We start from the raw sequence: 23162 nt of genomic DNA on the forward strand, positions 1-23162 counted from the left end.
ACGCGATGAGGCCTCCATCTTGTTTATGAAGTGGAGTAGACCTCACCACAGGAAGTTTGTCAGTATCACGATTGACCAATCAATGATCAATATTGCCTCCGCCGCATTGTGACTCTCCTGCAGCAGGTCTAAAGTCATAGTTTCTTTTGAGCTGAAATGGGTTTGAGGACTGCTGCTCGAGATGTCCTCAAGAAGGTGTTCGGCGAATCCTTCTATGCAGATTTGAGGAATCTCTATCGCAATGCTCGCTACGGCGATAGAAGCAAGCCTCAAGCGAGGGTGTCGATGGACCTTAACCATGAGGCACCTGAACCTCAATGGAAGGAAGTAGGTGCCTCGACGTACAAGTGGGTTCCTACGAGTCAGGCGAAGGAGGCATTGCCTGATGCGGTGGAGGAATCACGGGTTGCTCCCGCGGATTTTGAGACTGATCTGAGCGAAGAGCAAAGCCGCACTCTGCTGTGTGAGAAGTTCCTGGTCCAAGACCGTTTTCTGATCGATTACGTCGATAAGTCAGGCAACACCACAAGGAGGCCCATCCGTGTGGAGGAGGTTTATGCGTATGACGACGGCGTCTTTGTTCTTCGTGCCTGGTGCTTGCTGAGGAAGGCTTACAGGACCTTTGTCAGTACACGGATCAAGGGGTGTCGCGATGCATTTTCCAAGGAAATGGTCTTTGACTTGCTCTCCCGTCTGAGGAAACGTTCACTCTCGGATCCAGGCAACGTGGCCCAGGAAATTCTTGATGGCATGACGCTGGAGATCGTTATTTCCATTTACACGTTGATGCACTATTCAACGGGCAAGGGATATGAGAAGCGGTTCGTTAGCGGTAAGAAGAAAAATGCCTTAGCCGACTGGGTGTTGAAGCAGTCCAAAGCGGAATCTCTGCTGGGTTCACTGGATGCCGACCAGTACAGCGAAATGGAGGAACTTTTGAGGGAATCCATTGGAGACATCAAGGTCACCCAGAGCAGTTATGAATCTTGTGCTCGGGCATTGAAGAGAACGCGATACGTCTTCTCAAGCAATGATGGTTATGAGGTGAGGAGGCAAGACCTCATCCTTTTCGTCGAGAAGGCGCTCGAGGGCGAAGCTGCCAGAGATATTGCCCTCACCCGCCTCAAGCAAGACCTATTAGATCCTTCATTCTGTATTGGCAGAGAGGTCGACGTCGACAAGTTCACGGAGGAGTTCAGCAAGGTCAAGAAGGACTCCAAAAAGGCAGAGAAGAAGTACAAACGCAAGAAAAAATCAGAGGTTGTTTCCAAGCAGTATCGGCGCTACGAGCGAGGTGAACCTATTCGTCTATTGGCGATTGAAGTAGCACAACGGAACCTTCAGCAATGCCTTGATGATGACCGGTTGCTTTTTGGCAAAGATGAATTTGAGGAGTGCGTTATGAGAGAGGTGGAATCTTCATTTTCAGAAGAAGAGTTGAAGAAAGCAGGAGAGATGTTTCGTAAGCGTTGTGGAGCAGGCTTGAGCACTGCTTATTGTTCCTTCGGATTACGCAAAGAAAAGCGGTCTTGGTTCACTGACTCAAGGGGCAAGTCCTGGCTAGACTTGAAGACAAGAATTGGTGCCTGAAGTAATCAGACCTTTGTTATTTATTCGTTTTTCTTGCATGTACGCCTGCTGTTGGGTATTCGAACTATGGGTCGCAAGTAAGAGATTGAATTATACGGTTGTATCAGGAATATCAAAGGCTAGGTCTCATCTATTTCTTTAAAATAATTCTCCTGTTCTTATCTTATATTTTCCAAATTGTCATGGGTTTCGCGCTGGTAAGTTATGTCAGCATGTTTATCGGTTATTGAATAACTCATTGTGCTTCGCCCAATCCGTTACAGACCTTTGTCGCTGATTTTAAATGCATTATCTCTCCGTGATCGGGCGCCTTCGCTCTTTCGGTCATGGTCTTTTGAATGCACTTCACTCGGTAGTGAGCGTCTTTAGAGATGGGATCCATCTGGATTAGGAATATCGCTGCACCGATCACTGCCAGAGTCTTAAATATCGGAATTTGAGGGAGCTTCCCAGTGATGATACCTATCTCCTTGCTCATGACGGTAATCCCTATGGAATAGCAATCACAGAGTACACGAAGGCGTTATTAATATAGAGAAATCTGATTTAGGTCGATGAATTTGCTGCAACGAATGAGGGTTGTTGGTAGTGGGTTGATTATTGCTGCCTATTTCATCACATTGCACTTTGATGTCGTGACTGGGGTAATTATTCATCTAACAGCAATGAGTATCTCAATCCCTTATTTTATAAAGTCAAAGGCGTGGGATGTTGTCATTATGATGTCATTTCTTATGACGATTGGAGCCGGAAGATTGATCACAGCGGCGATATAGCGAGTCAATGAAATCTGTTTAGCTGATGTAAACTGTATTGTTGCACGCTTATGTTTGTTCTTCAGGTTGCTTAAGCTTATCAAGCTTTGCGACCTGGAGTGGACCCTCGCCTACATTTTTGACTGCATCATGGTGATTCCACTTTTATTCTTTTGTTGTTGGAAGAGGTTGTGGAGGGATGTTTAGTTTGATTCCCTTGGTTTTAGAATCTTTTTCTGCTGGATGTAGGTATTCAGCAGTTGCTCTCAGCACCTGTGCGGTGATGCGTCTTGCGTCAGGGTTGCTCCACAGCAGGACGCCAGCTCCAGCGCCAATAAGTAGTTTCAGCACTTAACCACCTCTTGCTCTTTGATAATGCAGGTCATGGGTGCGAGTGCCAGTCCTGTTGCCTTTGATTGACCATTTGGACATATCTTTCCGCTCCGCACGCTGAGCCAGTGCGTCCTCCTTGGGTGGTCAATGGGATAGGGCAGGGAGAATTTGGAAGCTGCGCTTGAGAAATGAATGGCAGAACTTTCTGTAGTTTGATGATCTGAGCTTGAACCTTAGAAGCCGCTGGGGCAGCTTTTCTTGTTTTCTATTGCCTTTTCGGTTCGGTTTGTTTAGAAAGCAGTTAGACCCGAGGAACACCTGCCCTTCTGGAGAGGACAGAGTTCTCATGGGTAGGAAGGGGGCAGAAATGCCCCCTTCCTTTATGGGGAGTTGATGCTGTCCGGCAGCCTTGCAGCACAAATGCTTGACGCGTGGCCATAGGCAGGATGACTCGCATGAGAGCAAAAACCAGGGAGGTCAAACAGTCCTGGGTGTTTTAGGGAAACGGGGACTGCACTCATGGCACCACCAGCGCATCGTTGATGGAGGTTGTGCTGGTGTGATTCTCCGGGCGACATGTTCAATTCTTTGAGAGCTAGAGGGATAGCGTTCCCCTGTTTCGTGCCCTGTGGGTGACTGAAGCAGTTGTTGTCTCTAGGATTTTGATGTGAGAGGGAGACCAACCAGGCGTGGTTGCTTGTTTTGGTGGGTGGGGTCACGCTCACTGCCTCTTTCACACTTTTTTGGCAGAGAATCGCACTAGCAACGAAGCTCGAAACTGGTTCCGAAGGTTCTCTTGCTCCTCACGACCAGAGCTTCAGTAGCCCCCAACATGTGACAGCAAGAAGTCTCTGGTGGCGTGACGCACCATTGATCAAAATTGTGCCTTTGACGACGTTGTGTATCAGCTTGATACACAAAAATGGCGAGGTCCAACACAGAGGGGTGCGGCACGACACGGGACAACACCAGGAGGGGAGTGACGGGGTGGTGCGAGAACCATCCCGTTTTTTGTCTTCAGGCGGCGAGTTCTGGGCCCTTACTGCTGCTGTTGATCCACTTGGCAGGGCTTCAGTACAGAAAAAGCACCGAACGGTACCCATTCCGGACCCGATCGGTGCTCTTTTGGCGCTTAAGAAAGGTGCCAGGACCCAGATTTGAACTGGGGACACGGCGATTTTCAGTCGCCTGCTCTACCAACTGAGCTATCCCGGCGCGTTGCCCACGCGACTTCTGAATCTTAAATCACGGGGTGGAACTCCTAAGGGGTTCTGGCCAGGCAGAGCACCCCTTGGATCTTGACTCCGGAGGCCTGAAGAACCTGTTGTGCGGCCAGAACTGTTGCACCTGTCGTCACGATGTCATCAACAAGCCAGACCTGCGGCTGAGGACGCTTGTTTGTGCAGGGATGGTTTGTCCATTCGGTCGATACCTTGTTCAACTTGAAGCTGCCGTATTGGTTTCTCACTCTTTGCCGACGGTTCAGACGGTGCTGGCCCACCGTGGGGCGACAACGCTGCAGCAGCTGAAGTGTCGGTCGTTCCAGGCAGCGGCACATCAGGTCTGGCAGCGGATTCGACCGGCTCTTGCCCTTCCAGCCGGGTATCGGAATAAGCAGACTGTCTGGCGGCAGATCACACGCAACAATTCTGCAAATCGCTTGCAGAGAGTGAATGTCGTGATTCCTGCGCAACGACAAAATGAACTGGCGCATTGCTCCTCCATACCAGGAGGCGGCTCGCCAGGGCAATGGGCTCATACCCTTCACCGAAGAGTGTGCAAGACCCAGGTGTCTTTGGCAGGCCTGGCAGACATTGGACGGATCAGCTTCAGAGAGGGTCTTTCGCTTGCAGATCGTGCAACTTGGTTCGATCAACAGCTTTGTCAGACAGCTCTTGATGGAGTTCAGCAAGGCCAATCTCTGCGATTGACCTCATGATTCCCCTTGGTCAGCCCCGGCAGGCATGGCCCTCAACATGGCTACGAGAGTCCGGTGAGCATCTTCACTGTCTGTGAGCGTGTGGTCGAAGGGAATGCTCACGGGCTCGCCATTGACCTCAAGGGTCATGGCTTCCGCAGTGACTCCTGTCATCTTTGCTGCCGTTGCGGATGTCTGACCTCCGTAGTGGTGTGCGTAGCGAAGTACAGCATCACTGTGATCGTCATTCATGTGACGACAGATGCGTTCGCTGATGGCTGGAGTGAGCGGATCGGCGGCCATGGGAAAGAGGCAAGAATGAAAGGAACGAAATCAGCTGAAGCGCTGCCAGAGCAGGAGGGCTAGTCGTAAACCGCTGTACCCGACGAATCCGGCCAACACGATGAACAGCCCGATGGCGAGAGCGTCGCGGAGTCTGTTTGCCAAAGGCTCATGGAAGCTCAACCGATTCTCGCCTGGAACAGGTGATTTGATCATGTTGCTGTTGCAGAGCGGTGAGTGCGAGCCGCGCCACCCCTGCAGCAGGAGGGCTGTAACAACTACGGATTGGAACACCCAGTAATCGTTGCCGCATCCGTCGCCATTGGGGGTTTTTGGCACCCCCACCAAGGGTTACCAAGCGTTTCGGCGCGGGTGCTCCAAGTTCAGTGAGCTTTTTCCAGCCCTGGGATTCGATCTGGCTCAAGCCTTCCAGAAGACCGTGCAAATACAGAGCATCACTCACCGGCCTTGGAGTCAGTATTGGTGCAAGATCGGGGTCATCAACGGGAAAGCGTTCTCCTTGTCCGGTCAGGGGCAGCAGCTTCAGCCCGCTCTCCTGGTCAGGATCGATCTGTCGGCTTAGTTCGTTGAGGTCTATCCCTGGAAAGCACTCGCGCAGCACGGCACCGCCACTGTTTGAGGCTCCCCCTCCAAGCCAGCGACCTCCTACTCGGTGGGTGGATGTCCCTGCACCATGTCGCAGAGGGATGCTGATGAAGCGTTTGAGCACCAGCGTGCTACCCAGCACGGTGATGCCCTCGTCGTCGGCGGCATCGGCAGTGAGCACTGCCGCATTGGCGTCTGTCGTTCCTGCGATCACGAGAATGTCCTTTGAAAGTCCCAATTGGTTGGCTCGGCCACCATTGATGTTTCCGAGCCTTGAGCCGCTTGGTCGGATCTCCGGCAGTGCTTCACGCCAGGTCTGTTGCTCAAAAGCATCAGGCCATTGCTGATCGGTGAGTGACCAGCCCAGACGAAGGTTGTTGCCTTCCTCTCCAAACCTCCAGTGTCCAAGCAGCCAGCCGCTGATCCAATCAGCCTGGTGTCGAAGGATCAGCGGCTGCGAGTTCTGTTGCAAGAGCCTCAGAGCGCGGGCCAGGCTGCCACTGGCACTCGATGCTGGCTGGCCTGCTTGCACCAGCTCACGCACTCGAGCCAGCTGTTCTGGACAGGCAACGTTGTAGGGCAAAGCCTTTCCCTGGGGAGTGCCTTGTCGATCACAGGCCAACAGTGTCCCTGAGGTTCCATCAACAGCCAGTGCCATGAGCTGGCTGCGAAGCTCCTGTGGGATGGCCTTGATCAGCTGAATGCAGTTGTTCAGCCAGTCATCCGGATAGGCCAGACCTCTGTCGTACTCGGTGGAATCCGTGTACAGCAGCTCACGCTGTTCATTAAGGACCGCAACCCGCACTCCACTGGTGCCCAGATCGATTCCGAGCGCCAGTGAATCCTGCATCAACCGATCAGGCGTTGCGCAGTTCTGCCGCCTTGGCATCAACGTCTTCCCAGGGAGCCTTCAGGTCGTTGCGGCCGAAGTGTCCGTAAGCCGCGGTGTCTTGATAGAAGCGACCACCGCGTTGCTGAGGCAAATTGCGCAGTCCGAAGCTTTCGATGATGGCTCCGGGTCTCAGGTCAAAGTGCTCCTGAACCAGGCCTGTCAGCGCATCATTGTCCAACTGGCTTGTTCCGAAGGATTCGACCAAAATCGACACTGGCGTGGCAACGCCGATGGCATAGCTCAGCTGCACCTCGGCCCTTTCCGCTAGACCAGCTGCCACAAGACATTTCGCGACAAAACGCGCCGCATAGGCTGCCGAGCGGTCGACTTTGGTGGGGTCTTTCCCTGAGAAGGCGCCCCCGCCATGTCTGGCATAACCTCCGTAGGTATCCACAATGATCTTGCGACCGGTCAGCCCTGCATCACCCTGGGGTCCGCCGACAACAAACTTTCCGGTCGGGTTAACGAGATATTTGGTTGCTTCGCGACTGGGTTTCAGAGCTAGATCGGCAGTTGCTGGCTCAACGACGTGGGTCCAGAGGTCCTCTGTGATCCGCTCACGGATGCCCTGCTCGTCACTGATGCCTCCCACCTCCGCGGTGTGCTGGGTTGAAATCAGAATCGTGTCGATCGCAACCGGCTTGTTGTTGTCATAAACCACACTCACCTGTGTTTTGCCGTCTGGCAGGAGGTAACCGAGGGCGCCGTTGTGACGTACTTCCGCCAGCCTTCTTGCGAGACGGTGGGCCAGGCTGATGGGCAAAGGCATCAGCTCGGGTGTCTCGTTGCACGCATATCCGAACATGATCCCTTGATCCCCGGCGCCAACCAAATCCAGGGGATCACCGGCGTGGTCGTCGGCTTCATTGACACCCTGGGCAATGTCAGGCGACTGCTGGTCGAGGGCGACCAAGACTGCACAGCTGTTGGCATCAAAGCCACCGGCGCGGGCTCCGCTGTAACCGATTTCCTTGATTACGTTGCGAACAAGGTGGATGAAGTCCACTTGCGCTTTGGATGTCACTTCGCCTGTGATCATGCAAAGGCCAGTGTTCACAACTGTTTCGCAGGCCACACGGCTGGTGGGATCCTGCGCCAGAAGTGCGTCGAGTACGGCATCACTGACCTGATCGCAGATCTTGTCTGGATGCCCCTCCGTGACGGATTCGGAGGTAAAGACGTATCGACTCATAGCCATCGGTGATTGCCGGCGACTTTACGAGGTCGACTCATTAAGCCTTTGACATTTCGTCTTTGGTAGCGCTCAGCTCGCTCCAGTCACTGATCAGATGTTCATGGGCTGTGAGCGTTGGCTCGCGATGCCACCCGGCTACATAGCCGAGGGTCAGACCGATCCCTGCCTGACGTGCCATCAACAGATCGGTGTCGGCGTCACCGATCAAGGCGCAATTCTCCACTTTCAAGTTCAACTGCGAGCAAAGTGCTTCAACAGCTTCGGGGTTCGGTTTGGTCGGGTGGTGATCGGCACTCCACAGTCCACTGATGCAGTCGTTGAGATTGTGCTGGTGCAGAAAGCTCTCGATGCCCTCAGTGGTGTCATTGCTGATCACGGCGCAGATAATTCCAGCAGCGGCAAGCTCTCTCAGCAGCCTTGCTGCATCCGGCAACAACCCAATCGGGTCTCCACCTGGATGCAGCGTTCGTCTCTGGCGGTCCACGTGATCAAACACTTCCTGAGCAAGGACCAGTGATTGGGGCCAACTCAGATTCATCTGACAGAACACTGTTGCGGTGCTCAGCAGGTTGTGATGTCTCGACGCCACAGCCAGTGTGCCGTCAGGAATGACGCCGCCCTCGCAACGGCCGTAGGTTCTCGCAAGCAGATCGTTGAGTTCCTGCAGCATCGTGGCTGACGCGCCTTTTGAGCTGAGTTGGCGCCGTGCTTCCTCAATCCGGGCGTCAGCCAGTTCGATCAAACGCGGCTCGCTATGGGAAAGGGTGCCGTCCTTATCGAACAGCACCCCCTGAACGGAACCGAGCGCCCGGCCCTTGAGCTTGAGATGAGCCATGGGCTCAGTGTCCTCAAACCATCATTGAACCCAGGGGCTCTTCACCTTCCTCAGCTTGCTCAAGCAACATCTGTTTGTAGCGAGCGGCCATTTCTTCTGCTTTGTCAAACACCTTCTGCGGATCCGTGAGCATGTCACCAGGCTCCGGCTCCAGTGCCTTGGTGGACAGGGAGATCCTGCCACGCTCGGCGTCGAGATCGATGATCATCACTTTCATCTGATCATTCACGTTCAGCACCGAGTGAGGGGTCTCGATATGTTCGTGACTGATTTCAGAGATGTGTAGCAGACCGCTGACACCGCCGATGTCGATGAAGGCGCCATAAGGCTTGATTCCGCGAACCGTACCCACAACAACTTCGCCCACTTCGAGGCGATTCATCTTTCGCTCCACCAAAGCGCGCCTGTGGCTCAGCACCAGACGATTGCGCTCTTCGTCAACCTCAAGGAACTTGAGAGGGAGAAAGTCTGCAACAAGTTCTTCCTTAGGTTTACGGGTGCTGATGTGGGATCCAGGGATGAATCCACGCAGACCTTCAACTCTCACCAAGGCTCCACCTCTGTTGGTGGCAAAAACCTCTGAGTAGATCGTCGCGTCTTCCTTCTGGAGCTGGCGGACGCGTTCCCAGGCTCGCTGATATTCGATCCGACGAATGGAGAGGGAGAGCTGTCCGTCTTCGTTCTCCTCGCTCATGATGAAGAACTCCCGGATTTCGCCGGGTTGGAGCACATCGCTCAGTCCTTCAACGCGGTTGATCGACACCTCCTGAAGAGGCATGAATGCAGCGGTTTTCGCTCCAATGTCGATCATGGCGCCCTTTGATTCCAGGGCGAAAACCGTGCCGTTGACGATGTCTCCGGGCTTGAAGTTGTAGTCGTATTTGCTGAGTAATGCTGCGAACTCATCAAGGGTGAATCCAGCACTGTCCATGTCCCGGCTGGTTGCCCGGCTGCTGGGGTCATCAGCTGTTGGGATGTCTTCGGGAATGCCGAGGTCTTCATCGGTACCGAAGTCGGCTTGATCAGCTGACCCTTCAGCGACTGCTTCGGTTTCGGATGTGACCGCTTCAGCGGTGTCCACTGCAGATTCCTGAGAAGGATCTGTGGGAGTGACAGTCATGGAACATTGGCGGTCTGCCTCTGGGACAGAGCGATGGAATCTGAAACAGGCCCGCCGACCTGAATCAGGCAATTGCCGAGTCTACAGATCGATGACCAAGCTCAGATCGCGGCCGTCAGCTCCGCTTTGGTTGCAGTGATGCCTTCCAGAGTGGCCACAAAATCACTGACACCACTGAACTGGCGATAAACGGACGCAAAACGGATGTAGGCGACTTCGCTGAGAACTTTCAGCTTTTCAAGCACAAGTTCCCCGATGTCGCTGCTCGATACTTCTCGTCCGCTGCGTTGTTGAAGGCTGAGTTCCAGCTCTTCCACCATGGTTTCAAGGCGTTCTGGAGGAATGCCTGTTTTCTCGCAAGCTCTGCTCAACCCATGCAGCAGTTTGCCTCGAGTGAAGGTTTCACGATTGCCATTTCGTTTGATCACTGTGATTGGAACGGTTTCAACCCGTTCGTAAGTGGTAAAACGAAATTCGCAGTTGAGGCACTCTCGACGACGACGCACACTTCTTCCGCCATCGGCGGCTCTTGATTCGAGCACCCGGCTATCTGTGTTCTGGCAGGAGGGGCACTGCACGCCCTTGTCATTACGTAGATGTATTAATTGTAAGGGTCGCGTCCACCCACGACATTTGCCTGGCGAATTCAAGTTCTAGGCATAAAAAAGCCCCGCTGAAAGCGGGGCTGAGATGATCACTTTCCGATCTTCGGAGGATCGCGGAATGCGATAGCGAAGAACAGAGTTGCAATCGCGAGAGTGAGGATGAGGATGTAAGCGAAGCTTTCCATCGGTTATCTCCTAAGGACGGATCAGCTGAGCGGTGTGCCTGCAGGGGGCACGTAGCCCTCTGGCAGTCTGCGAGTAGAACGGTCTCCAAGTTTTTGGAAGAGACCGAATTCCACTTGTTCGCCGAGGTCTGGGTCAATACCGGCGAACACATCGCGGTACAACGTGCGGGCTCCGTGCCAGATGTGGCCAAAGAAGAAGAGCAGTGCGAAGACCGCGTGACCGAAGGTGAACCAACCTCGAGGCGAGCTGCGGAAGACGCCATCGGAGTTGTAGGTCTCGCGATCGAATTCAAACGCTTCTCCTAGCTGTGCTTTACGAGCCAAGCGCTTCACATCGGCGGGGTCGGTGAAAGTTTGACCGTCAAGTGCACCTCCGAAAACAGCCGCACTGACGCCTTGCTGTTCGAAGGAATACTTCGCTTCCGCGCGACGGAAGGGAATGTCAGCTCGAACGATGCCGTCACTGTCTTCGAGAATCACGGGGAAGTTCTCGAAGAAGTTCGGTAGACGCCGGACTTGCAGATCACGACCGTCCTTATCCGTGAAAACAATGTGCCCCAACCATCCAGTGGCTAAGCCATCGCCGTTGACCATCGGTCCTACGCGGAACAAACCACCTTTGGCTGGACTGTTTCCGACGTAATCGTAGAAAGCGAGTTTTTCGGGAATCGAGGCGTAAGCCTCCGCCGCTGATTGACCTTGATCCATCGCTGTTTGGACACGGCGGTTGATCTCGGTCTTGAAGTAACTCTGATCCCACTGATAGCGAGTGGGCCCAAAGAGTTCGATAGGAGTTGCAGCAGCTCCATACCACATAGTTCCTGCAACGATGAACGCTGCAAAGAACACCGCAGCAATGGCGCTAGCCAAAACTGTTTCGATGTTGCCCATCCGCAAGGCCTTATAGAGGCGTTCCGGAGGACGAGTGGTGATATGGAAGACGCCAGCGATAATGCCAACGATTCCAGCTGCAATGTGGTGGGCAACGATTCCACCTGGATTGAAAGGATTGAACCCTTCAGGTCCCCAGGACGGTTGCACTGGCTCTAAGTGACCGGTGATTCCGTAAGCATCTGTGACCCACATTCCTGGGCCAAAGACTCCCGTGAGATGGAAGGCGCCGAAGCCGAAGCAGCCGAGACCTGCCAGGAGCAGGTGGATGCCGAAGATTTTGGGTAGATCAAGAGCTGGCTCTCCTGTGCGGGGGTCTTGCCAGATCTCGAGATCCCAGAATGTCCAGTGCCAGATGGCGGCCAACATGAGCAGGCCGCTGAAAACAATGTGTGCAGCGGCAACACCTTCGAAGCTCCAGAAGCCAGGATCCACTCCTGTGGCTCCCGTGATGCTCCAGCCTCCCCAGCTGTCCGTCACGCCCAGTCGGGCCATGAAGGGCATCACGAACATGCCCTGACGCCACATCGGGTTCAGGACTGGATCGGAGGGGTCGAAGATGGCGAGTTCGTAGAGGGCCATCGAGCCGGCCCAGCCGGCGACGAGGGCAGTGTGCATGAGGTGCACGGCCAGAAGACGGCCTGGGTCGTTAATTACGACGGTGTGCACCCGATACCAGGGCAATCCCATGGGTCAGGTTCGGGGGAACGGAGCTGCCAATGCAGTCAGACTCTGTAAATGTAGGCCGTTCGCTTCGATGTACGCGCCAGGCTGTCGTGAGCTGAAATGCGAATTGACGGTCTCGGAGGTGATCGAAGTTCTCGTGCCCGCCGGATTCCTGGGTTCGCTTGTCTTTGCAGCCATCTCTCGCGGGGGGTTACAAAACTAAACCTGGAGCTCTTAATGTCAGCTCCTTGGCGTGTCGCAGCGCCCATCTTTTGCGGAGCTTCAATGCCTGTCATCCGTTTTGTGCGCGAGGGTCGCGATGTGGAGTGCTTCCCAGGAGAAAATCTGCGTGCTGTTGCTGTGCGAGAGGGAATCCAGCTCTACGGACTGAAAGGCCAGCTTGGTAACTGCGGTGGCTGCGGTCAGTGCAGCACTTGTTTTGTGAAGGTTGAAGGCGAAACGTCCGCAGCTGCGATGAGTCCGAGAACTGCTGTGGAGGAGGCCAAGCTGAGACGCAGACCAGAACAATGGCGCTTGGCTTGTCAGTCTCTGGTTGAAAAGTCGGTGGTTGTGGTGACCAAACCACAGGCTTCGATGCCAGATCAGGACAAGCGAGTCGCTGCGGCCTTGGCGGCACCTCTTCCTCCCGGGCCAGAAGAATGGCCTGGTGCGCCTGCGGTTGATGAGGACGCTGATGATGAGTCAGTCACTGAAGAAACGATGCAGCCTCTGGAGGCTTCTAGCCAGGGTTCGCCTGCAACGCCCGGTGAAGAGCGCTGATCGGTTCGTGTCAAAGCTTTCCGGACGGTGATACGTTCCAGCAGGTTCTTTCACGTTCATGGAAACCAACGATCTCGGCTTCGTGGCCAGCCTGCTGTTTGTTCTGGTGCCGACCGTCTTCCTGATCATCTTGTTTATTCAGACGAACAGCCGTGAAGGTTGAGTTCCCTCAAGGCTGACGACATCAGCCGTTTTGATCGAGATGCTTCACCTCTGCTCCGGCTCTCTTACCAGAAGTACCGGGGCAGGGGCATGAACTCGGATGTAGTCACTGACTGAACCACCGAGCAGTTTGTCGAGGTCAACCAGTCCTCTTGCCACCAGAGGCCGGCGATCCTGAGAGGCCAGCACAACCAGATCAGCGTTGACCTTCTCGGCTGCGAAACACACACCCTTGCCAATGTCGGCGTCAGTCACGTGCAAAGGTTTGAGTTCAACGCCAAGTTTTCGAGCTCTCTGCACAGCGCGGTCGAGGTAGCTGTCGCTTTTGCCAGCTGCTCCTCGGGATGGGGTGGGGTCCTGGCGAGCTACGTGAACGCCTGTCAGTTGTCCTCCGGGAATCTCTTGAACCATCTCGCAGGCCAGCTTGAGGGCGTCGTCGCCGACTCCTGTGCCATCGATCGTGACCAGGACCCTATTGATATGTCGGATGTAAAGGTCATCGCGAACCAGCAACATGGGTCTCGTCGACAGTTGGAAGACGTACTGGCTGGCACTGTTGGACAGGATTGACCGAAGCCTGCCAAGGCCTCTGGACCCCATCACGATTAGGTCCACGTTTAATTCGTCCGCCACATTGAGAACGGTCTGCTTGGCGTCCCCCTGGCGAATGATTGAATTCACATCCTGTGGATTGAGCCCCAATTTCTCCACGGATCCAGCCAGGAGACTGCCTGCGCTTTCCCAGTGCTGTTGTGTCGCGGCCATGGTCTGTTCTGGGACCACATGCAGCAGGTTGATTCTGGCTGCCTTGAAAGCGGGCAAGTCGCGCAGCATGTTGATCATTTCACCGACATGGCCTTTGCCTGAATCAGCGATCAGAAGGTTCTTGAACACGGCGAAGTTTCAGCCTATGCATCAGCCTATGGCCGATTGGAGTCCGCAGTTCGGATGCTGAATGAGAGCGTTACCAGCCTCCCCTGGCGCCTGATCAAACGAGTCCTGCCACAGCACACAGACCATGGCGGAGTGATGTGGCACGGAGCGTATGTGGGATGGCTTGAGGAGGCTCGGGTAGAAGCACTGTCCGCCACGGGCTACCCCTAGGAAAAGATGGCTTCAGGTGGCTTGGAAATGCCTGTTGTTCAGCTTCAGATCCGCTACCGGGAGGCGCTAATGCTTGGAGATGAGGTGGAGCTGATGAGTGTCTCCAGTGCTCCTCGGGGTGTTCGCTGGCCCTGGTCAACCCGTTTCATGAAGGGTCGTCTCTGTGTGGCTGAGGCCATGGTGGAGCTTGTTTTGGTGAGCGTGCATCCCGTTCGAAGAGTTCTGCGACATCCGCCTGAAACGGTGGCAGAGGCGTTCAGGGCCCTGGCTCAAGGCCCAAAAGAAAGCCAGTGATAGTATTTTTGTACTAGTACTGTTGTCGTGTTGGAGCGCTCCTGGCGGTGGCTTTGGTTGAAGTGTCCTGGGATTGGTTCGGCCCGGATGCGCCAGCTCTGTTTTGCTGCCGCTGAGACCCCTCAGGGTTTTCAGGACCTTTGGAGCTGGTCTCTGCCGAGATTGCGCAAGGAGTTCGGATGGCCGGCGTCGGTGCTGTCTTCGTTCGACCGTTATCGAGCAAGCCACGGCCTAGCACCTTGCATCGAGGTCCCCATCGATGTTCTGTTGCCTTGTGATCCTTCGTGGCCAGCTTGTTTTGAAAAGCTGGAGCGCCCGCCTTTGTCGATTCAGTGGCATGGACGTCGAGGCCTGTTGCCCTTGCTCTCGTCGCAACAGGCGGTTGCCGTGGTCGGAACGAGGAGGCCTTCCAGCCATGGGCTTCGGATGGCGGACAAGTTGGGTCGAGCCCTCGCCCAAGCCCACTGGCCAGTGGTCAGCGGTCTGGCTGAGGGTATTGATGCAGTTGCTCATCGAGCTTGTCTTCGGGCTGGTGGCAGTCCCGTCGCTGTTCTAGGAACTCCGCTACAGCGTGTTTATCCCACTGAACATCGCTCCTTGCAGAAGGAGGTCGGGCAGGTTGGCTTGCTGATGACTGAGCTCCGTGATTCCGAGAGGGTCACGCGATCCAGTTTTGCTCTGCGCAACCGCTTGCTCGTCGCTGTCACCAAGGCTGTAGTGGTGGTGGAGTGTCCAGAGAACAGTGGAGCGCTGCGATCGGCATCGATGGCGCGTTCTTTGGGCATCCCCGTCTGGGTTGTTCCAGGTGATGCTCTGCGTGCATCGTCTCAGGGAAGCAATGCGCTGCTTCAATCGGGGGCACTGCCTTTGAACAACACTCAGGATTTGATTCATCAACTTGGGGCAGGCCCGTGTATTTGTTCTGTTGAGGACGGTGATTCCTTCGCTTTGAAGTCAGAGAGACCACTGATCCCCAATCCTGTGCAGACCCACTTGCTGAAGTTGGTGGATGACGATTTCAGCTTCGATGAAATGGTTCAAGCACTGCAATTCAATCCTGAGCGTGTCGCTGCGGAGCTGCTGAAGCTTGAGCTCCAAGGTCTGGTCGTAGCGCAGCCAGGTCTGCGTTGGCGCTCGCTCTAGGTTGAATCAATGGTGTCCGACCCTTGTTCAGGACAGGAGTTGCTGGTCTGGCGCCGCCGACAGTTGCTGCGAGGCGGGCGGGCTGTGGATCTCGACTGGCTTCTGGCGATGGAGGCCAATTTGAGCTGGGCTGAACTTCAGCGGCTGCGAATCTTGCCTGAGTCAATCGCTCCTCTGGCCAGCACCCTGCAGGACCTGGAGAAGCTCTGGGCAAGACATCTTCAGAATCATGTTCCGTTGCAGCATCTCGTCGGACGCTGTCCATGGCGTGATCTTGACCTTCAGATCAGCCCAGCAGCGCTGATCCCGCGGCAGGAGACGGAACTTCTGATTGATTTCGCACTTGATTGTCTTCAAGATCAACAACCTCCTGGTTGCGGATCTGCGGGTCGCTGGGCTGATCTGGGAACAGGTAGCGGAGCGCTGGCGATTGCCCTCGCTCGTGCCCTTCCGCGATGGGACGGACATGCTGTGGATCTCAGCACTGCTGCTCTCGAATTGGCGCGGATCAACCTCAACGCCTTGACGACTTCTCGGACATGGCATTTGCATCAAGGATCTTGGTGGGATCCCCTCGATCAATGGTGGGGACAGTTCAACCTCGTTGTCGCCAATCCGCCTTATATCCCGTCCCAGGTTGTAGACGCTCTCGATCCCCTCGTACGCGACCACGAACCAAGACAGGCTCTGTGTGGAGGTGAGGACGGTTTGGATTGCTGTAAAGCGATTCTGGATCGGGCCCCTCAGGCACTCTCCCCAGGCGGATGGCTGCTGCTTGAGCATCATCATGATCAGAGTGATCAGGTGCTTGGCCTGATGAGATCTGCAGGACTCGTGCGTTCCAGAGCTCGCTGTGATCTCAGCGGCGTGAAGCGTTTTGCGATCGCCAGGCGCCCCCTTTGACGCTGATCCTGTTCTTCGCTCTTCCTCATGACCAATGCCAAGTCTTGTTTGATGTCAGCCAAGCAGTTGGCACTGCATCTCACGGGTGGTGGAGCAGCTCTGCTGCCCACGGATACCTTGCCAGCACTTGCTGCTTCCCCCGATTATGCGGCACAGCTCTGGACTCTCAAGCAGCGTCCGCAGGACAAGCCTTTGATCCTGATGGCAGCTCAGGCTGATCAGTTACTAGCACTCACCACTGAAGACGCCAGGGTTGACGCTGAACCGCTGGCCCGTCGTTTCTGGCCAGGGGCACTCACCCTCGTGCTTCCCGTTGAGGGGTGTCTCACTCAGAGCCTCAACCCCGGTCAAGGAACCCTGGGAATGCGTATTCCAGCATGTGATTTGACCCGAGCCCTGCTGATGCAGAGCGGTCCACTGGCGACAACGAGTGCCAATCCTTCGGGCGCACCGCCAACTCAGAGCGCAGCCGAAGCCGCTGACGCTTTCCCGGATCTGCCGCTGCTGGCTCCTCTGCCTTGGCCTGATCCATCCGGTTTGGCGAGCACCGTGATTGCCTGGACATCTTCCGGATATTGGCAATTGCTCCGCCAGGGCGCTGTGATGGTTGATGTGATTGAGAAATCCCCCCCATGCTCTGGCTGATCGCCCTTGTGCTGGCGCTCCAAGCCCTCTTTCACTGGACGCTGGAACCGGCGATTCGTTGGCTTACGCCCTTGTTCGAACTGAGACTGCTGCCTGTGCTACTGGCTTTGGTGGGGGTCTGGCTGCTGGCTGGGCGCACTGAGTCGGAGAGAAAGCACTGAACGCTCGGAGTTGAGTGCTGACAAGCCGGCTGACGGATTTGAACCGACGACCTTCGCTTTACAAAAGCGCTGCTCTACCACTGAGCTAAGCCGGCAATGAGGGAATCCTACTGGCGCACATCCGCTTGTCTTCCGTGACCTGCTGCATCCACCAAAGGCTGAGCTGCAGTCGTGAACGACAACCTGTCTTCCCCAGGGCTCTGCTGATATGGCTTTCAACGGTGCGCACGCTCAAAACGAGTATTTCAGCGATGGCACGATTGCTATTGCCCTGCAGCAAAAGATTGAGCACGCCAATTTCTGCTGGTGTGAGCTGAAAGTTCGTCATGGGTCGCGAGAAGTCCTGGTGTTGGGATTCCCCTCAATCGCCAACGCGTCACTCCTGTGAGCTGGTCGCCATTGACCGTCTGATCGGCAGATTGGCCACCAGTGCTGTGACACGATCTTCGGTCTCCAGGCTCACATCGCCTTCCTCGAGATCTATGTCCACATATTTGGCCACGACTTCAAAAATTTCGCGTCGCATCTGATCAAGAGTTTCAGGGCTCAGGTCACTGCGATCGTGGGCGAGAACCAACTGCAAGCGTTCACGTGCTGTGGTTGCACTAGCGGGTTGACGGCGCAGGATTTTGTCGATCAGGTCTTGCAAAGTCATGGCATTCAGAAAATCTTGGTTTGCATCAGTTGGCGCACCCTGGCGCGAATTCCGCGTCGTCCGCTCTTCGCAGGGTCCATGAGGGGGATGTCCTCCCCTTGGAGGCGCCGAGCGATGTTCCCGTAAGCCTTTGCAGCAGGGGAAGCATGTCCATTGAGTGTTAAGGGTTCACCTCGGTTGGTGCTGACAATCACCTGCTCATCTTCAAGAACCAGGCCCAGCAGCGGTAAAGCCAGGATGTCTGTGACGTCGTCGACCGCCAACATCTCCTGATTGGCCATCATTTTTGGTCTCACTCTGTTCAGCACGAGCTGAACGGGTGAGACGCCTTGGGTATTCAGCAAACCGATCACACGATCTGCGTCTCTAACCGCCGACACTTCAGGAGTTGTGATCACGATCGCTTCCTTTGCTGCTGCAACGGCATTTTTGAAACCGTCTTCGATTCCTGCTGGGCAATCGATCAGAACGTAGTCAAAACGCTCCGACAGCATTCCAACAATGGTTTGCATGTCCTCAGGTTTCAACCACTCGAGCATCCGCGGATTCCCTGCAGGCAGTAGTGCCAGGTTCGGCTCTTGCTTGTGCTTCACCAGAGCCTGGTCAAGCCGGCAGGTTTCTGCCAGCACCTCCTGAGCGGTGAACACGATTCGATTTTCAAGGCCAAGCAGCAGATCGAGATTTCTGAGGCCGAAGTCCGCATCCAGAACCACGGTGCGAGCCCCTTGCCCGGCCAGCGCAATGCCGAGATTGGCAGTGAGGGTGGTCTTGCCGACGCCACCCTTTCCCGAGCAGATCAGGATCGTTCGCGAATTGGTCACGGGGTCCCGTTTTGATCGCGCCACCTTAATGGCATTGATTCCTCTCGTCTGCCTGATATCGATCAGGTTTGCTGAGCGAAGAAGGGAGCACTGGCTGGCTCGATGGAGATGGCACCATCCAGAACGCAAGCCTGCTCGGCGAGACCTGGCTGGGGCTGTTCTTCAGGACCTCGCGCCACAAGCTCCGCGATCCGCAACTGAAGTGGTCTCAGCTGCAATGCCACGATCCTGGCATTGCAGTTTCCCTTGCTGCCAGCGTGGGCTCGACCTCGCAGGCGTCCCCAGACGTAGACATCTCCCTCAGCGGATGCCGACCCCCCTGGGTTTACATCACCAATGATCAGCAGGTGACCTCGAGTTTCGATGTGATCACCGGAGCGCAAGGTTCCTCGATGAACGGTGAGGTCAGCGTGGGTGTTGGTCTCGTTCGGTTGATCATCCCTGGCTTCACTGGTGTGGACGTCATGACTGGCCTCTCGAACAGGCAAACCCAGTGCTGCTGTGCTGATCAACGTGTCTCGGCAGCGCGTGACCACCAACTGAACCTCGTGGCCAGCTTGATGCAACGCATGGAGCAGTTCGTCCAGATCGCGACAGCTCAGGCTCCAGTCTCCAATGTCAAGATCGATGGCTCCTGGGGGGATGGATGGCAGCTGTGCTGGCAGCCATTGCTGCCAAGCCACGGAACGGAACCCCGGGAGTCTGAGGCAGTACGGGACCTGCTCTGTTGGTTCAACGGTCATGGCCGGACAGTAGGGAGATCCTCCGCCTAGCGAATGCTGGCCATGGCCACATTCAGTTCGGTTGAGATCTCTCCTGGGTGAATCAACCAGGCTGACGCTGCAGGAATCGCGAGGCTGTTCACCAGTGGCGAGCACTGTTCGAGCGCCTGAAGGCTTTGACCATCCCACAAGCGCAATCCACCTCGATAGGGGTGGTATCCCCGGATCTGATGATGTCGAAGTCCACAACACATCTCAGGGTCGAGGCCTGCTGCAGCTGCATAGGTCTGCGCTTTAGCCAGCATTTCCAACTGCGTTGATGCTTCCATCTGGCTGACATCGAGAGCTTTAAACAGTCTCCTGTTCAGAAATCGATCACAGAGATCGGCAAGCGGCTCGGGTGCTTCCTCCCTCCATCGCTGAAAGTGATAGCCGGTTCGTAGGTCGTCGTTGGAGAGATAACTGTGGAGGTCGAGCTCCTGGGTCTGCCAAAGCCATGCCTGCATGGTTCGGTCAGCCCAGATTCGACTGGGGCCAAGCAGTCGCGCTTGGCGGATCAACTGATCCAGCAACCAATTGCAAACCACATTGAGGCGGTGGTTGTAAACGCTGCGGTACATCAGGCTTCGGACCACCAGGTAGTGCTCCACCGCCATTAATCCCTTCGGATGAATGGCCAATTCACCATCGGGTGCCAGGGTGATCGCACTGAGGATGCGATCTAGGTCCAGCTGGCCATATCGGGCCCCTGTGCTGTAGCTGTCGCGTAAGAGGTAATCCAGACGATCACAATCAAGCTGGCTGCTCACTAGAGCCTTGATAACGCCACGTTCGCTACGTCCATGTTCCAGAAGATCGGCCACCGAGGCAGCTGTGCCTGACGCAAACTGTTCGAGCGGGCCCTGAATGTCAGGGTGTTCCCTGATCACACGAGCTGACCACTGTTCGTGGTGCGTGCCAAACATCTCCTCGCCTGAATGGCTGAGAGGTGCGTGGCCAAGGTCATGGAGCAGAGCGGCGGCATAAAGCACACCCTTTTGTTTGTCCAGGGAGGCATCGAGCTCAATTAGGCGGCCCATCGCTCGGCGCGCGATGGCAAAGACACCCAGCGAGTGGGTGAATCGACTGGATTCGGCGCCGTGGAACGTGAGAAAGGCTGGGCCGAGCTGGCGGATGCGTCTAAGACGTTGAAAAGGTGCTGAATCAACCAGCGCAAGCACCATGGCTTCCGCTGGTTGATCGGCGTCCAGGCTGATGCTGCGATGGAGTGGGTCGTGATAGGTGCGAGAGCCCATTCAGCTCAACGGCTCCCCTTCCACGTCATCCGTGATCGGTATTTGATCTGTAGCGGCTTGACTGGCTTCCTGGTCAATCATCGACTGGAGCACCAGTTCGGCGTCCGTGAGCCAGCGATCACCTTCTCCGCCGGGATTCAGTGGTTCCGGTCCGTCCAGGATCCTGTCAGGAGTGATGCCTTCGCCCTGAATGTCTCGACCGCTGGGGGTGACGTATCCCGCCACAGTCACGGCGAGTCCACTGCTGTCGCTGAGGTTGGTCAGAGTCTGAATCAGACCTTTCCCGAAGGTGTTGCTCCCAAGCAGCAGCGATCGCTCATTGTCCTGAAGAGCGCCAGCCAGAATTTCGCTGGCGCTTGCCGTCCCTCCATTGACCAGCGTCACCATCGGTCCCGAGTAAAGCACTTCAGCTCCTGCCTGGATCGGATCGGCGATGCCGCTGCGATTTCGAGTCTCCACAATTGGTTGCTGATCCAGGAATGCATCGGCAACCGCGAGTCCTGCACTGACCAGCCCCCCTGAGTTGTTGCGTAGATCAAGTACTAGCCCCTCAACGCTCTTGTCGGATAACTCGTTGATGGCTTCTCGAACTTGTTCGGGCACGCCCTCGCTGAACTGCGTGATCCGGATGTAACCGAGGGTGTGGGTGTCACTGCGCAGCCTCCTTGTCCGCACGGGTCTTAGGTCGATATTGCGTCGTTCCAGAGTGATTTCCTGCTGCTCTTCCTGCGGCGTCAGCACAGTGAGTAACACTTGGGTTCCCACCGCCCCCCGGAGACGTGCCGCGGTCGTTTCGAGGCCGAGCATCTCAACAGTTTCTCCATTCACTGCCAAGACTTCAGTTCCACTCACGATGCCAGCCTCAGCTGCGGGAGATCCTTCCAAGGGAGCAATCACTACGGTTGCATTGCTGTCTTGGCGATGACCCAGCTGAAGGCCAACACCGCTGAGGTTCCCCTCGTTGCTGGCCTTCATGACCTCGTAATCCGCAGGCCTCAGCAGCCGGGTGTAAGGGTCGTTGAGCGGCAGCAGCATCGCCTCGATGGCGTTGTAAGCGTCTTCGCTGGTATCAATCGTGTTTTCCAGTGCTTTCTGGCGAAGACGTTTCCAGCGGATGCGGTCGAACTGCTCAGGGTCCAGATAACCCTGATTCACAAGACGCCAGCTTTCCACCACCAGTTGCTGCGCATCGTTCAGTGCCAGTGCCTGCGGGCTGGCAATCAGAATGATCAGAATGGCACTCGCCAAACCAAAAGCCAGACGTCGCAGACGATCTGAGCTTCCGTTAACAGTCGGCAACATTGGCTTCATCCCTGCCCGCAACTGGATCGACATCGGTAGACTCTCGCAATCCAAGCCCACCTCTGCATGGCGAACTCCTCACCTGTCTACGACTGGTTCCAGGAACGTCTTGAAATTCAGGACATTGCTGACGACATCAGCAGCAAATACGTGCCTCCACACGTCAACATTTTTTACTGTCTCGGCGGAATCACCCTTGTGTGCTTCCTGATTCAGTTCGCGACAGGCTTCGCGATGACCTTCTACTACAAGCCGACGGTCGCTGAGGCTTACACCTCTGTTCAGTACTTGATGACGGATGTGAGTTTCGGCTGGTTGATTCGTTCGGTCCATCGCTGGAGCGCCTCGATGATGGTGCTGATGCTGATCCTTCACGTGTTCCGCGTCTACTTGACTGGTGGTTTCAAGCGTCCCCGTGAACTCACCTGGGTGACAGGTGTCACCATGGCCGTGATCACGGTTTCTTTTGGCGTTACGGGCTATTCCCTTCCCTGGGATCAGGTTGGCTACTGGGCTGTGAAGATCGTTTCAGGTGTACCTGCTGCAATTCCAGTGGTTGGAGACTTCATGGTTGAACTCCTTCGCGGCGGTGAGAGCGTTGGTCAGTCCACGCTGACTCGCTTTTACAGCCTTCACACCTTTGTGATGCCCTGGCTTCTGGCGGTCTTCATGCTGATGCACTTCCTGATGATCCGGAAGCAAGGCATTTCTGGTCCCTTGTGATCCGTTTCAGTCTCTGAGCGCTTTGCCGTTCAGCGTCCCTGGTCTGATTAAGGTTTATCCATTACTCCCTGATCCATGCACATCCTCAAGAAGCCGGATCTGTCTGATCCCAAAATGCGCGCCAAGCTCGCTAAGGGCATGGGCCACAATTATTACGGCGAACCCGCCTGGCCTAACGACCTCCTCTACATTTTCCCGGTCGTGATCCTGGGCACAATTGCTTGCATTGTCGGGCTTGCCGTCTTGGATCCAGCCATGCTTGGCGACAAGGCAGATCCGTTCGCTACACCACTGGAGATTCTTCCTGAGTGGTACCTGTATCCCGTCTTTCAGATCCTGAGGGTCGTTCCTAACAAGCTTTTAGGAATCGCTCTTCAGACCCTTGTTCCTCTTGGTTTGATGCTCGTTCCGTTTATTGAGAGCTTCAACAAGTTCCAGAATCCTTTCCGTCGTCCTGTTGCGATGGCTGTGTTTCTGTTCGGAACAGCCACCACTATTTATCTCGGTATTGGTGCAGCAATGCCGATCGACAAATCGTTGACACTGGGCCTCTTCTGAACTCAGGTTGCAGGGATGTCA

Annotated in this window: 27 protein-coding genes and 2 tRNA genes; 11 read left to right on the plus strand and 18 right to left on the minus strand. The window is 55.5% G+C overall.

What is annotated here, in order from left to right; all coding sequences use genetic code 11:
- Nucleotides 1-156 precede the first annotated feature (156 nt).
- A complete protein-coding gene (locus tag SynBIOSU31_RS02730) occupies nt 157-1590 on the plus strand; it encodes a transcriptional regulator (protein WP_186491878.1) in 1434 nt (477 codons plus the stop codon).
- A gap of 2230 nt (nt 1591-3820) precedes the next feature.
- Here SynBIOSU31_RS02730 and SynBIOSU31_RS02735 read toward each other — a convergent pair.
- The 10 genes from SynBIOSU31_RS02735 to psbB all read right to left on the minus strand — a co-directional run bounded on the left by SynBIOSU31_RS02735 (nt 3821) and on the right by psbB (nt 11897).
- Nucleotides 3821-3893, minus strand: a tRNA-Phe gene (locus tag SynBIOSU31_RS02735).
- A 46-nt stretch (nt 3894-3939) separates the two neighbouring features.
- Complete coding sequence (locus SynBIOSU31_RS02740; protein ID WP_186491880.1) at nt 3940-4437, minus strand: ComF family protein; 498 nt, start codon at nt 4435-4437, stop codon at nt 3940-3942.
- Between the two features lie 174 nt (nt 4438-4611).
- Nucleotides 4612-4899, minus strand: a complete 288-nt coding sequence (locus tag SynBIOSU31_RS02745) for a DUF2470 domain-containing protein (protein WP_186491882.1) — start codon at nt 4897-4899, stop codon at nt 4612-4614.
- A gap of 148 nt (nt 4900-5047) precedes the next feature.
- Nucleotides 5048-6337 carry an FGGY-family carbohydrate kinase gene (locus SynBIOSU31_RS02750; RefSeq protein WP_370593664.1) on the minus strand — a complete coding sequence of 430 codons (1290 nt, stop codon included), beginning with the start codon at nt 6335-6337 and terminating at the stop codon, nt 5048-5050.
- A 4-nt stretch (nt 6338-6341) separates the two neighbouring features.
- Complete coding sequence (metK, locus tag SynBIOSU31_RS02755; protein WP_186492802.1) at nt 6342-7568, minus strand: methionine adenosyltransferase; 1227 nt, start codon at nt 7566-7568, stop codon at nt 6342-6344.
- A 40-nt stretch (nt 7569-7608) separates the two neighbouring features.
- The gene (locus SynBIOSU31_RS02760; protein ID WP_186491884.1) at nt 7609-8406 is read right to left on the minus strand and encodes an HAD family hydrolase; all 798 of its coding nucleotides are present in this window, start codon (nt 8404-8406) and stop codon (nt 7609-7611) included.
- Nucleotides 8407-8419: 13 nt separating this feature from the next.
- Nucleotides 8420-9526, minus strand: coding sequence for a 30S ribosomal protein S1 (locus SynBIOSU31_RS02765; protein WP_186491885.1), 1107 nt, complete (start codon nt 9524-9526; stop codon nt 8420-8422).
- 101 nt (nt 9527-9627) lie between these two features.
- Complete coding sequence (gene nrdR, locus SynBIOSU31_RS02770; RefSeq protein ID WP_186491888.1) at nt 9628-10104, minus strand: transcriptional regulator NrdR; 477 nt, start codon at nt 10102-10104, stop codon at nt 9628-9630.
- 116 nt (nt 10105-10220) lie between these two features.
- Complete coding sequence (locus SynBIOSU31_RS02775; RefSeq protein ID WP_006042122.1) at nt 10221-10316, minus strand: photosystem II reaction center protein T; 96 nt, start codon at nt 10314-10316, stop codon at nt 10221-10223.
- 21 nt (nt 10317-10337) lie between these two features.
- The gene (gene psbB, locus SynBIOSU31_RS02780; RefSeq protein ID WP_186491889.1) at nt 10338-11897 is read right to left on the minus strand and encodes a photosystem II chlorophyll-binding protein CP47; all 1560 of its coding nucleotides are present in this window, start codon (nt 11895-11897) and stop codon (nt 10338-10340) included.
- Between the two features lie 261 nt (nt 11898-12158).
- On the opposite strand from psbB, the gene SynBIOSU31_RS02785 reads away from it, so the two are divergent.
- Together SynBIOSU31_RS02785 and psbM are read left to right on the plus strand one after the other, a co-directional pair.
- Complete coding sequence (locus SynBIOSU31_RS02785) at nt 12159-12653, plus strand: 2Fe-2S iron-sulfur cluster-binding protein (RefSeq protein ID WP_186491890.1); 495 nt, start codon at nt 12159-12161, stop codon at nt 12651-12653.
- 58 nt (nt 12654-12711) lie between these two features.
- Entirely contained in the window at nt 12712-12816 is a 105-nt protein-coding gene (gene psbM / locus SynBIOSU31_RS02790) for a photosystem II reaction center protein PsbM (protein ID WP_006042119.1), read from the plus strand.
- 44 nt (nt 12817-12860) lie between these two features.
- Here psbM and SynBIOSU31_RS02795 read toward each other — a convergent pair whose 3' ends face one another.
- Nucleotides 12861-13709, minus strand: a complete 849-nt coding sequence (locus SynBIOSU31_RS02795) for a universal stress protein (protein ID WP_186491891.1) — start codon at nt 13707-13709, stop codon at nt 12861-12863.
- Nucleotides 13710-13745: 36 nt separating this feature from the next.
- On the opposite strand from SynBIOSU31_RS02795, the gene SynBIOSU31_RS14900 reads away from it, so the two are divergent.
- From SynBIOSU31_RS14900 to SynBIOSU31_RS02820, 6 genes are all read left to right on the plus strand, one after another.
- Nucleotides 13746-13919: a hypothetical protein gene (locus SynBIOSU31_RS14900; RefSeq protein ID WP_370593665.1), complete on the plus strand. Its 174-nt coding sequence runs from the start codon at nt 13746-13748 to the stop codon at nt 13917-13919.
- A gap of 27 nt (nt 13920-13946) precedes the next feature.
- Complete coding sequence (locus SynBIOSU31_RS14905; RefSeq protein WP_370593666.1) at nt 13947-14213, plus strand: hypothetical protein; 267 nt, start codon at nt 13947-13949, stop codon at nt 14211-14213.
- 87 nt (nt 14214-14300) lie between these two features.
- A complete protein-coding gene (locus tag SynBIOSU31_RS02805) occupies nt 14301-15356 on the plus strand; it encodes a DNA-processing protein DprA (RefSeq protein ID WP_186491893.1) in 1056 nt (351 codons plus the stop codon).
- Between the two features lie 9 nt (nt 15357-15365).
- Nucleotides 15366-16259: a peptide chain release factor N(5)-glutamine methyltransferase gene (gene prmC / locus SynBIOSU31_RS02810; RefSeq protein ID WP_186491895.1), complete on the plus strand. Its 894-nt coding sequence runs from the start codon at nt 15366-15368 to the stop codon at nt 16257-16259.
- A gap of 51 nt (nt 16260-16310) precedes the next feature.
- Nucleotides 16311-16904 (plus strand): L-threonylcarbamoyladenylate synthase, encoded by a 594-nt coding sequence (locus SynBIOSU31_RS02815; RefSeq protein ID WP_255477318.1) that lies wholly within the window; start codon nt 16311-16313, stop codon nt 16902-16904.
- A complete protein-coding gene (locus SynBIOSU31_RS02820; protein ID WP_186491899.1) occupies nt 16892-17065 on the plus strand; it encodes a hypothetical protein in 174 nt (57 codons plus the stop codon). The genes SynBIOSU31_RS02815 and SynBIOSU31_RS02820 overlap by 13 nt, the downstream gene beginning before the upstream one ends.
- Before the next feature lie 23 nt (nt 17066-17088).
- Here the strand turns inward: SynBIOSU31_RS02820 and SynBIOSU31_RS02825 are convergent.
- The 7 genes from SynBIOSU31_RS02825 to ctpZ all read right to left on the minus strand — a co-directional run bounded on the left by SynBIOSU31_RS02825 (nt 17089) and on the right by ctpZ (nt 21860).
- Nucleotides 17089-17160, minus strand: a tRNA-Thr gene (locus tag SynBIOSU31_RS02825).
- Nucleotides 17151-17393, minus strand: coding sequence for a response regulator transcription factor (locus tag SynBIOSU31_RS02830; RefSeq protein ID WP_186491900.1), 243 nt, complete (start codon nt 17391-17393; stop codon nt 17151-17153). The genes SynBIOSU31_RS02825 and SynBIOSU31_RS02830 overlap by 10 nt, the downstream gene beginning before the upstream one ends.
- Nucleotides 17394-17441: 48 nt before the next feature.
- A complete protein-coding gene (minE, locus tag SynBIOSU31_RS02835; RefSeq protein WP_066904195.1) occupies nt 17442-17720 on the minus strand; it encodes a cell division topological specificity factor MinE in 279 nt (92 codons plus the stop codon).
- Between the two features lie 5 nt (nt 17721-17725).
- Nucleotides 17726-18541 carry a septum site-determining protein MinD gene (gene minD, locus SynBIOSU31_RS02840; protein WP_186491901.1) on the minus strand — a complete coding sequence of 272 codons (816 nt, stop codon included), beginning with the start codon at nt 18539-18541 and terminating at the stop codon, nt 17726-17728.
- Between the two features lie 62 nt (nt 18542-18603).
- Nucleotides 18604-19284 (minus strand): septum site-determining protein MinC, encoded by a 681-nt coding sequence (locus SynBIOSU31_RS02845; protein ID WP_186491902.1) that lies wholly within the window; start codon nt 19282-19284, stop codon nt 18604-18606.
- 26 nt (nt 19285-19310) lie between these two features.
- Entirely contained in the window at nt 19311-20558 is a 1248-nt protein-coding gene (locus SynBIOSU31_RS02850; RefSeq protein WP_186491903.1) for an HD domain-containing protein, read from the minus strand.
- Nucleotides 20559-21860 (minus strand): carboxyl-terminal processing protease CtpZ, encoded by a 1302-nt coding sequence (gene ctpZ, locus SynBIOSU31_RS02855; RefSeq protein WP_186492803.1) that lies wholly within the window; start codon nt 21858-21860, stop codon nt 20559-20561.
- Between the two features lie 66 nt (nt 21861-21926).
- Between ctpZ and petB the strand changes: the two genes are divergently transcribed.
- Nucleotides 21927-22583 carry a cytochrome b6 gene (gene petB / locus SynBIOSU31_RS02860; RefSeq protein WP_007100534.1) on the plus strand — a complete coding sequence of 219 codons (657 nt, stop codon included), beginning with the start codon at nt 21927-21929 and terminating at the stop codon, nt 22581-22583.
- 75 nt (nt 22584-22658) lie between these two features.
- Nucleotides 22659-23141 (plus strand): cytochrome b6-f complex subunit IV, encoded by a 483-nt coding sequence (gene petD, locus SynBIOSU31_RS02865; RefSeq protein WP_186491904.1) that lies wholly within the window; start codon nt 22659-22661, stop codon nt 23139-23141.
- The last annotated feature ends 21 nt before the right edge of the window (nt 23142-23162 follow it).

The sequence above is a fragment of the Synechococcus sp. BIOS-U3-1 genome, assembly GCF_014279975.1.
GTDB lineage: Bacteria > Cyanobacteriota > Cyanobacteriia > PCC-6307 > Cyanobiaceae > Synechococcus_C.

Coding starts and splice junctions, on each gene's coding strand:
- SynBIOSU31_RS02730 (WP_186491878.1), top strand. CDS start 157: ATGGGTTTGAGGACTGCTGCTCGAGATGTCCTCAAGAAGGTGTTCGGC.
- SynBIOSU31_RS02740 (WP_186491880.1), bottom strand. CDS start 4,437: ATGAGCCCATTGCCCTGGCGAGCCGCCTCCTGGTATGGAGGAGCAATG.
- SynBIOSU31_RS02745 (WP_186491882.1), bottom strand. CDS start 4,899: ATGGCCGCCGATCCGCTCACTCCAGCCATCAGCGAACGCATCTGTCGT.
- metK (WP_186492802.1), bottom strand. CDS start 7,568: ATGAGTCGATACGTCTTTACCTCCGAATCCGTCACGGAGGGGCATCCA.
- SynBIOSU31_RS02760 (WP_186491884.1), bottom strand. CDS start 8,406: ATGGCTCATCTCAAGCTCAAGGGCCGGGCGCTCGGTTCCGTTCAGGGG.
- SynBIOSU31_RS02765 (WP_186491885.1), bottom strand. CDS start 9,526: ATGACTGTCACTCCCACAGATCCTTCTCAGGAATCTGCAGTGGACACC.
- SynBIOSU31_RS02775 (WP_006042122.1), bottom strand. CDS start 10,316: ATGGAAAGCTTCGCTTACATCCTCATCCTCACTCTCGCGATTGCAACT.
- psbB (WP_186491889.1), bottom strand. CDS start 11,897: ATGGGATTGCCCTGGTATCGGGTGCACACCGTCGTAATTAACGACCCA.
- SynBIOSU31_RS02785 (WP_186491890.1), top strand. CDS start 12,159: ATGCCTGTCATCCGTTTTGTGCGCGAGGGTCGCGATGTGGAGTGCTTC.
- psbM (WP_006042119.1), top strand. CDS start 12,712: ATGGAAACCAACGATCTCGGCTTCGTGGCCAGCCTGCTGTTTGTTCTG.
- SynBIOSU31_RS14905 (WP_370593666.1), top strand. CDS start 13,947: ATGCCTGTTGTTCAGCTTCAGATCCGCTACCGGGAGGCGCTAATGCTT.
- SynBIOSU31_RS02805 (WP_186491893.1), top strand. CDS start 14,301: ATGCGCCAGCTCTGTTTTGCTGCCGCTGAGACCCCTCAGGGTTTTCAG.
- prmC (WP_186491895.1), top strand. CDS start 15,366: ATGGTGTCCGACCCTTGTTCAGGACAGGAGTTGCTGGTCTGGCGCCGC.
- SynBIOSU31_RS02815 (WP_255477318.1), top strand. CDS start 16,311: ATGTCAGCCAAGCAGTTGGCACTGCATCTCACGGGTGGTGGAGCAGCT.
- SynBIOSU31_RS02820 (WP_186491899.1), top strand. CDS start 16,892: ATGCTCTGGCTGATCGCCCTTGTGCTGGCGCTCCAAGCCCTCTTTCAC.
- SynBIOSU31_RS02830 (WP_186491900.1), bottom strand. CDS start 17,393: ATGACGAACTTTCAGCTCACACCAGCAGAAATTGGCGTGCTCAATCTT.
- minE (WP_066904195.1), bottom strand. CDS start 17,720: ATGACTTTGCAAGACCTGATCGACAAAATCCTGCGCCGTCAACCCGCT.
- SynBIOSU31_RS02845 (WP_186491902.1), bottom strand. CDS start 19,284: ATGACCGTTGAACCAACAGAGCAGGTCCCGTACTGCCTCAGACTCCCG.
- SynBIOSU31_RS02850 (WP_186491903.1), bottom strand. CDS start 20,558: ATGGGCTCTCGCACCTATCACGACCCACTCCATCGCAGCATCAGCCTG.
- ctpZ (WP_186492803.1), bottom strand. CDS start 21,860: ATGTTGCCGACTGTTAACGGAAGCTCAGATCGTCTGCGACGTCTGGCT.
- petB (WP_007100534.1), top strand. CDS start 21,927: ATGGCGAACTCCTCACCTGTCTACGACTGGTTCCAGGAACGTCTTGAA.
- petD (WP_186491904.1), top strand. CDS start 22,659: ATGCACATCCTCAAGAAGCCGGATCTGTCTGATCCCAAAATGCGCGCC.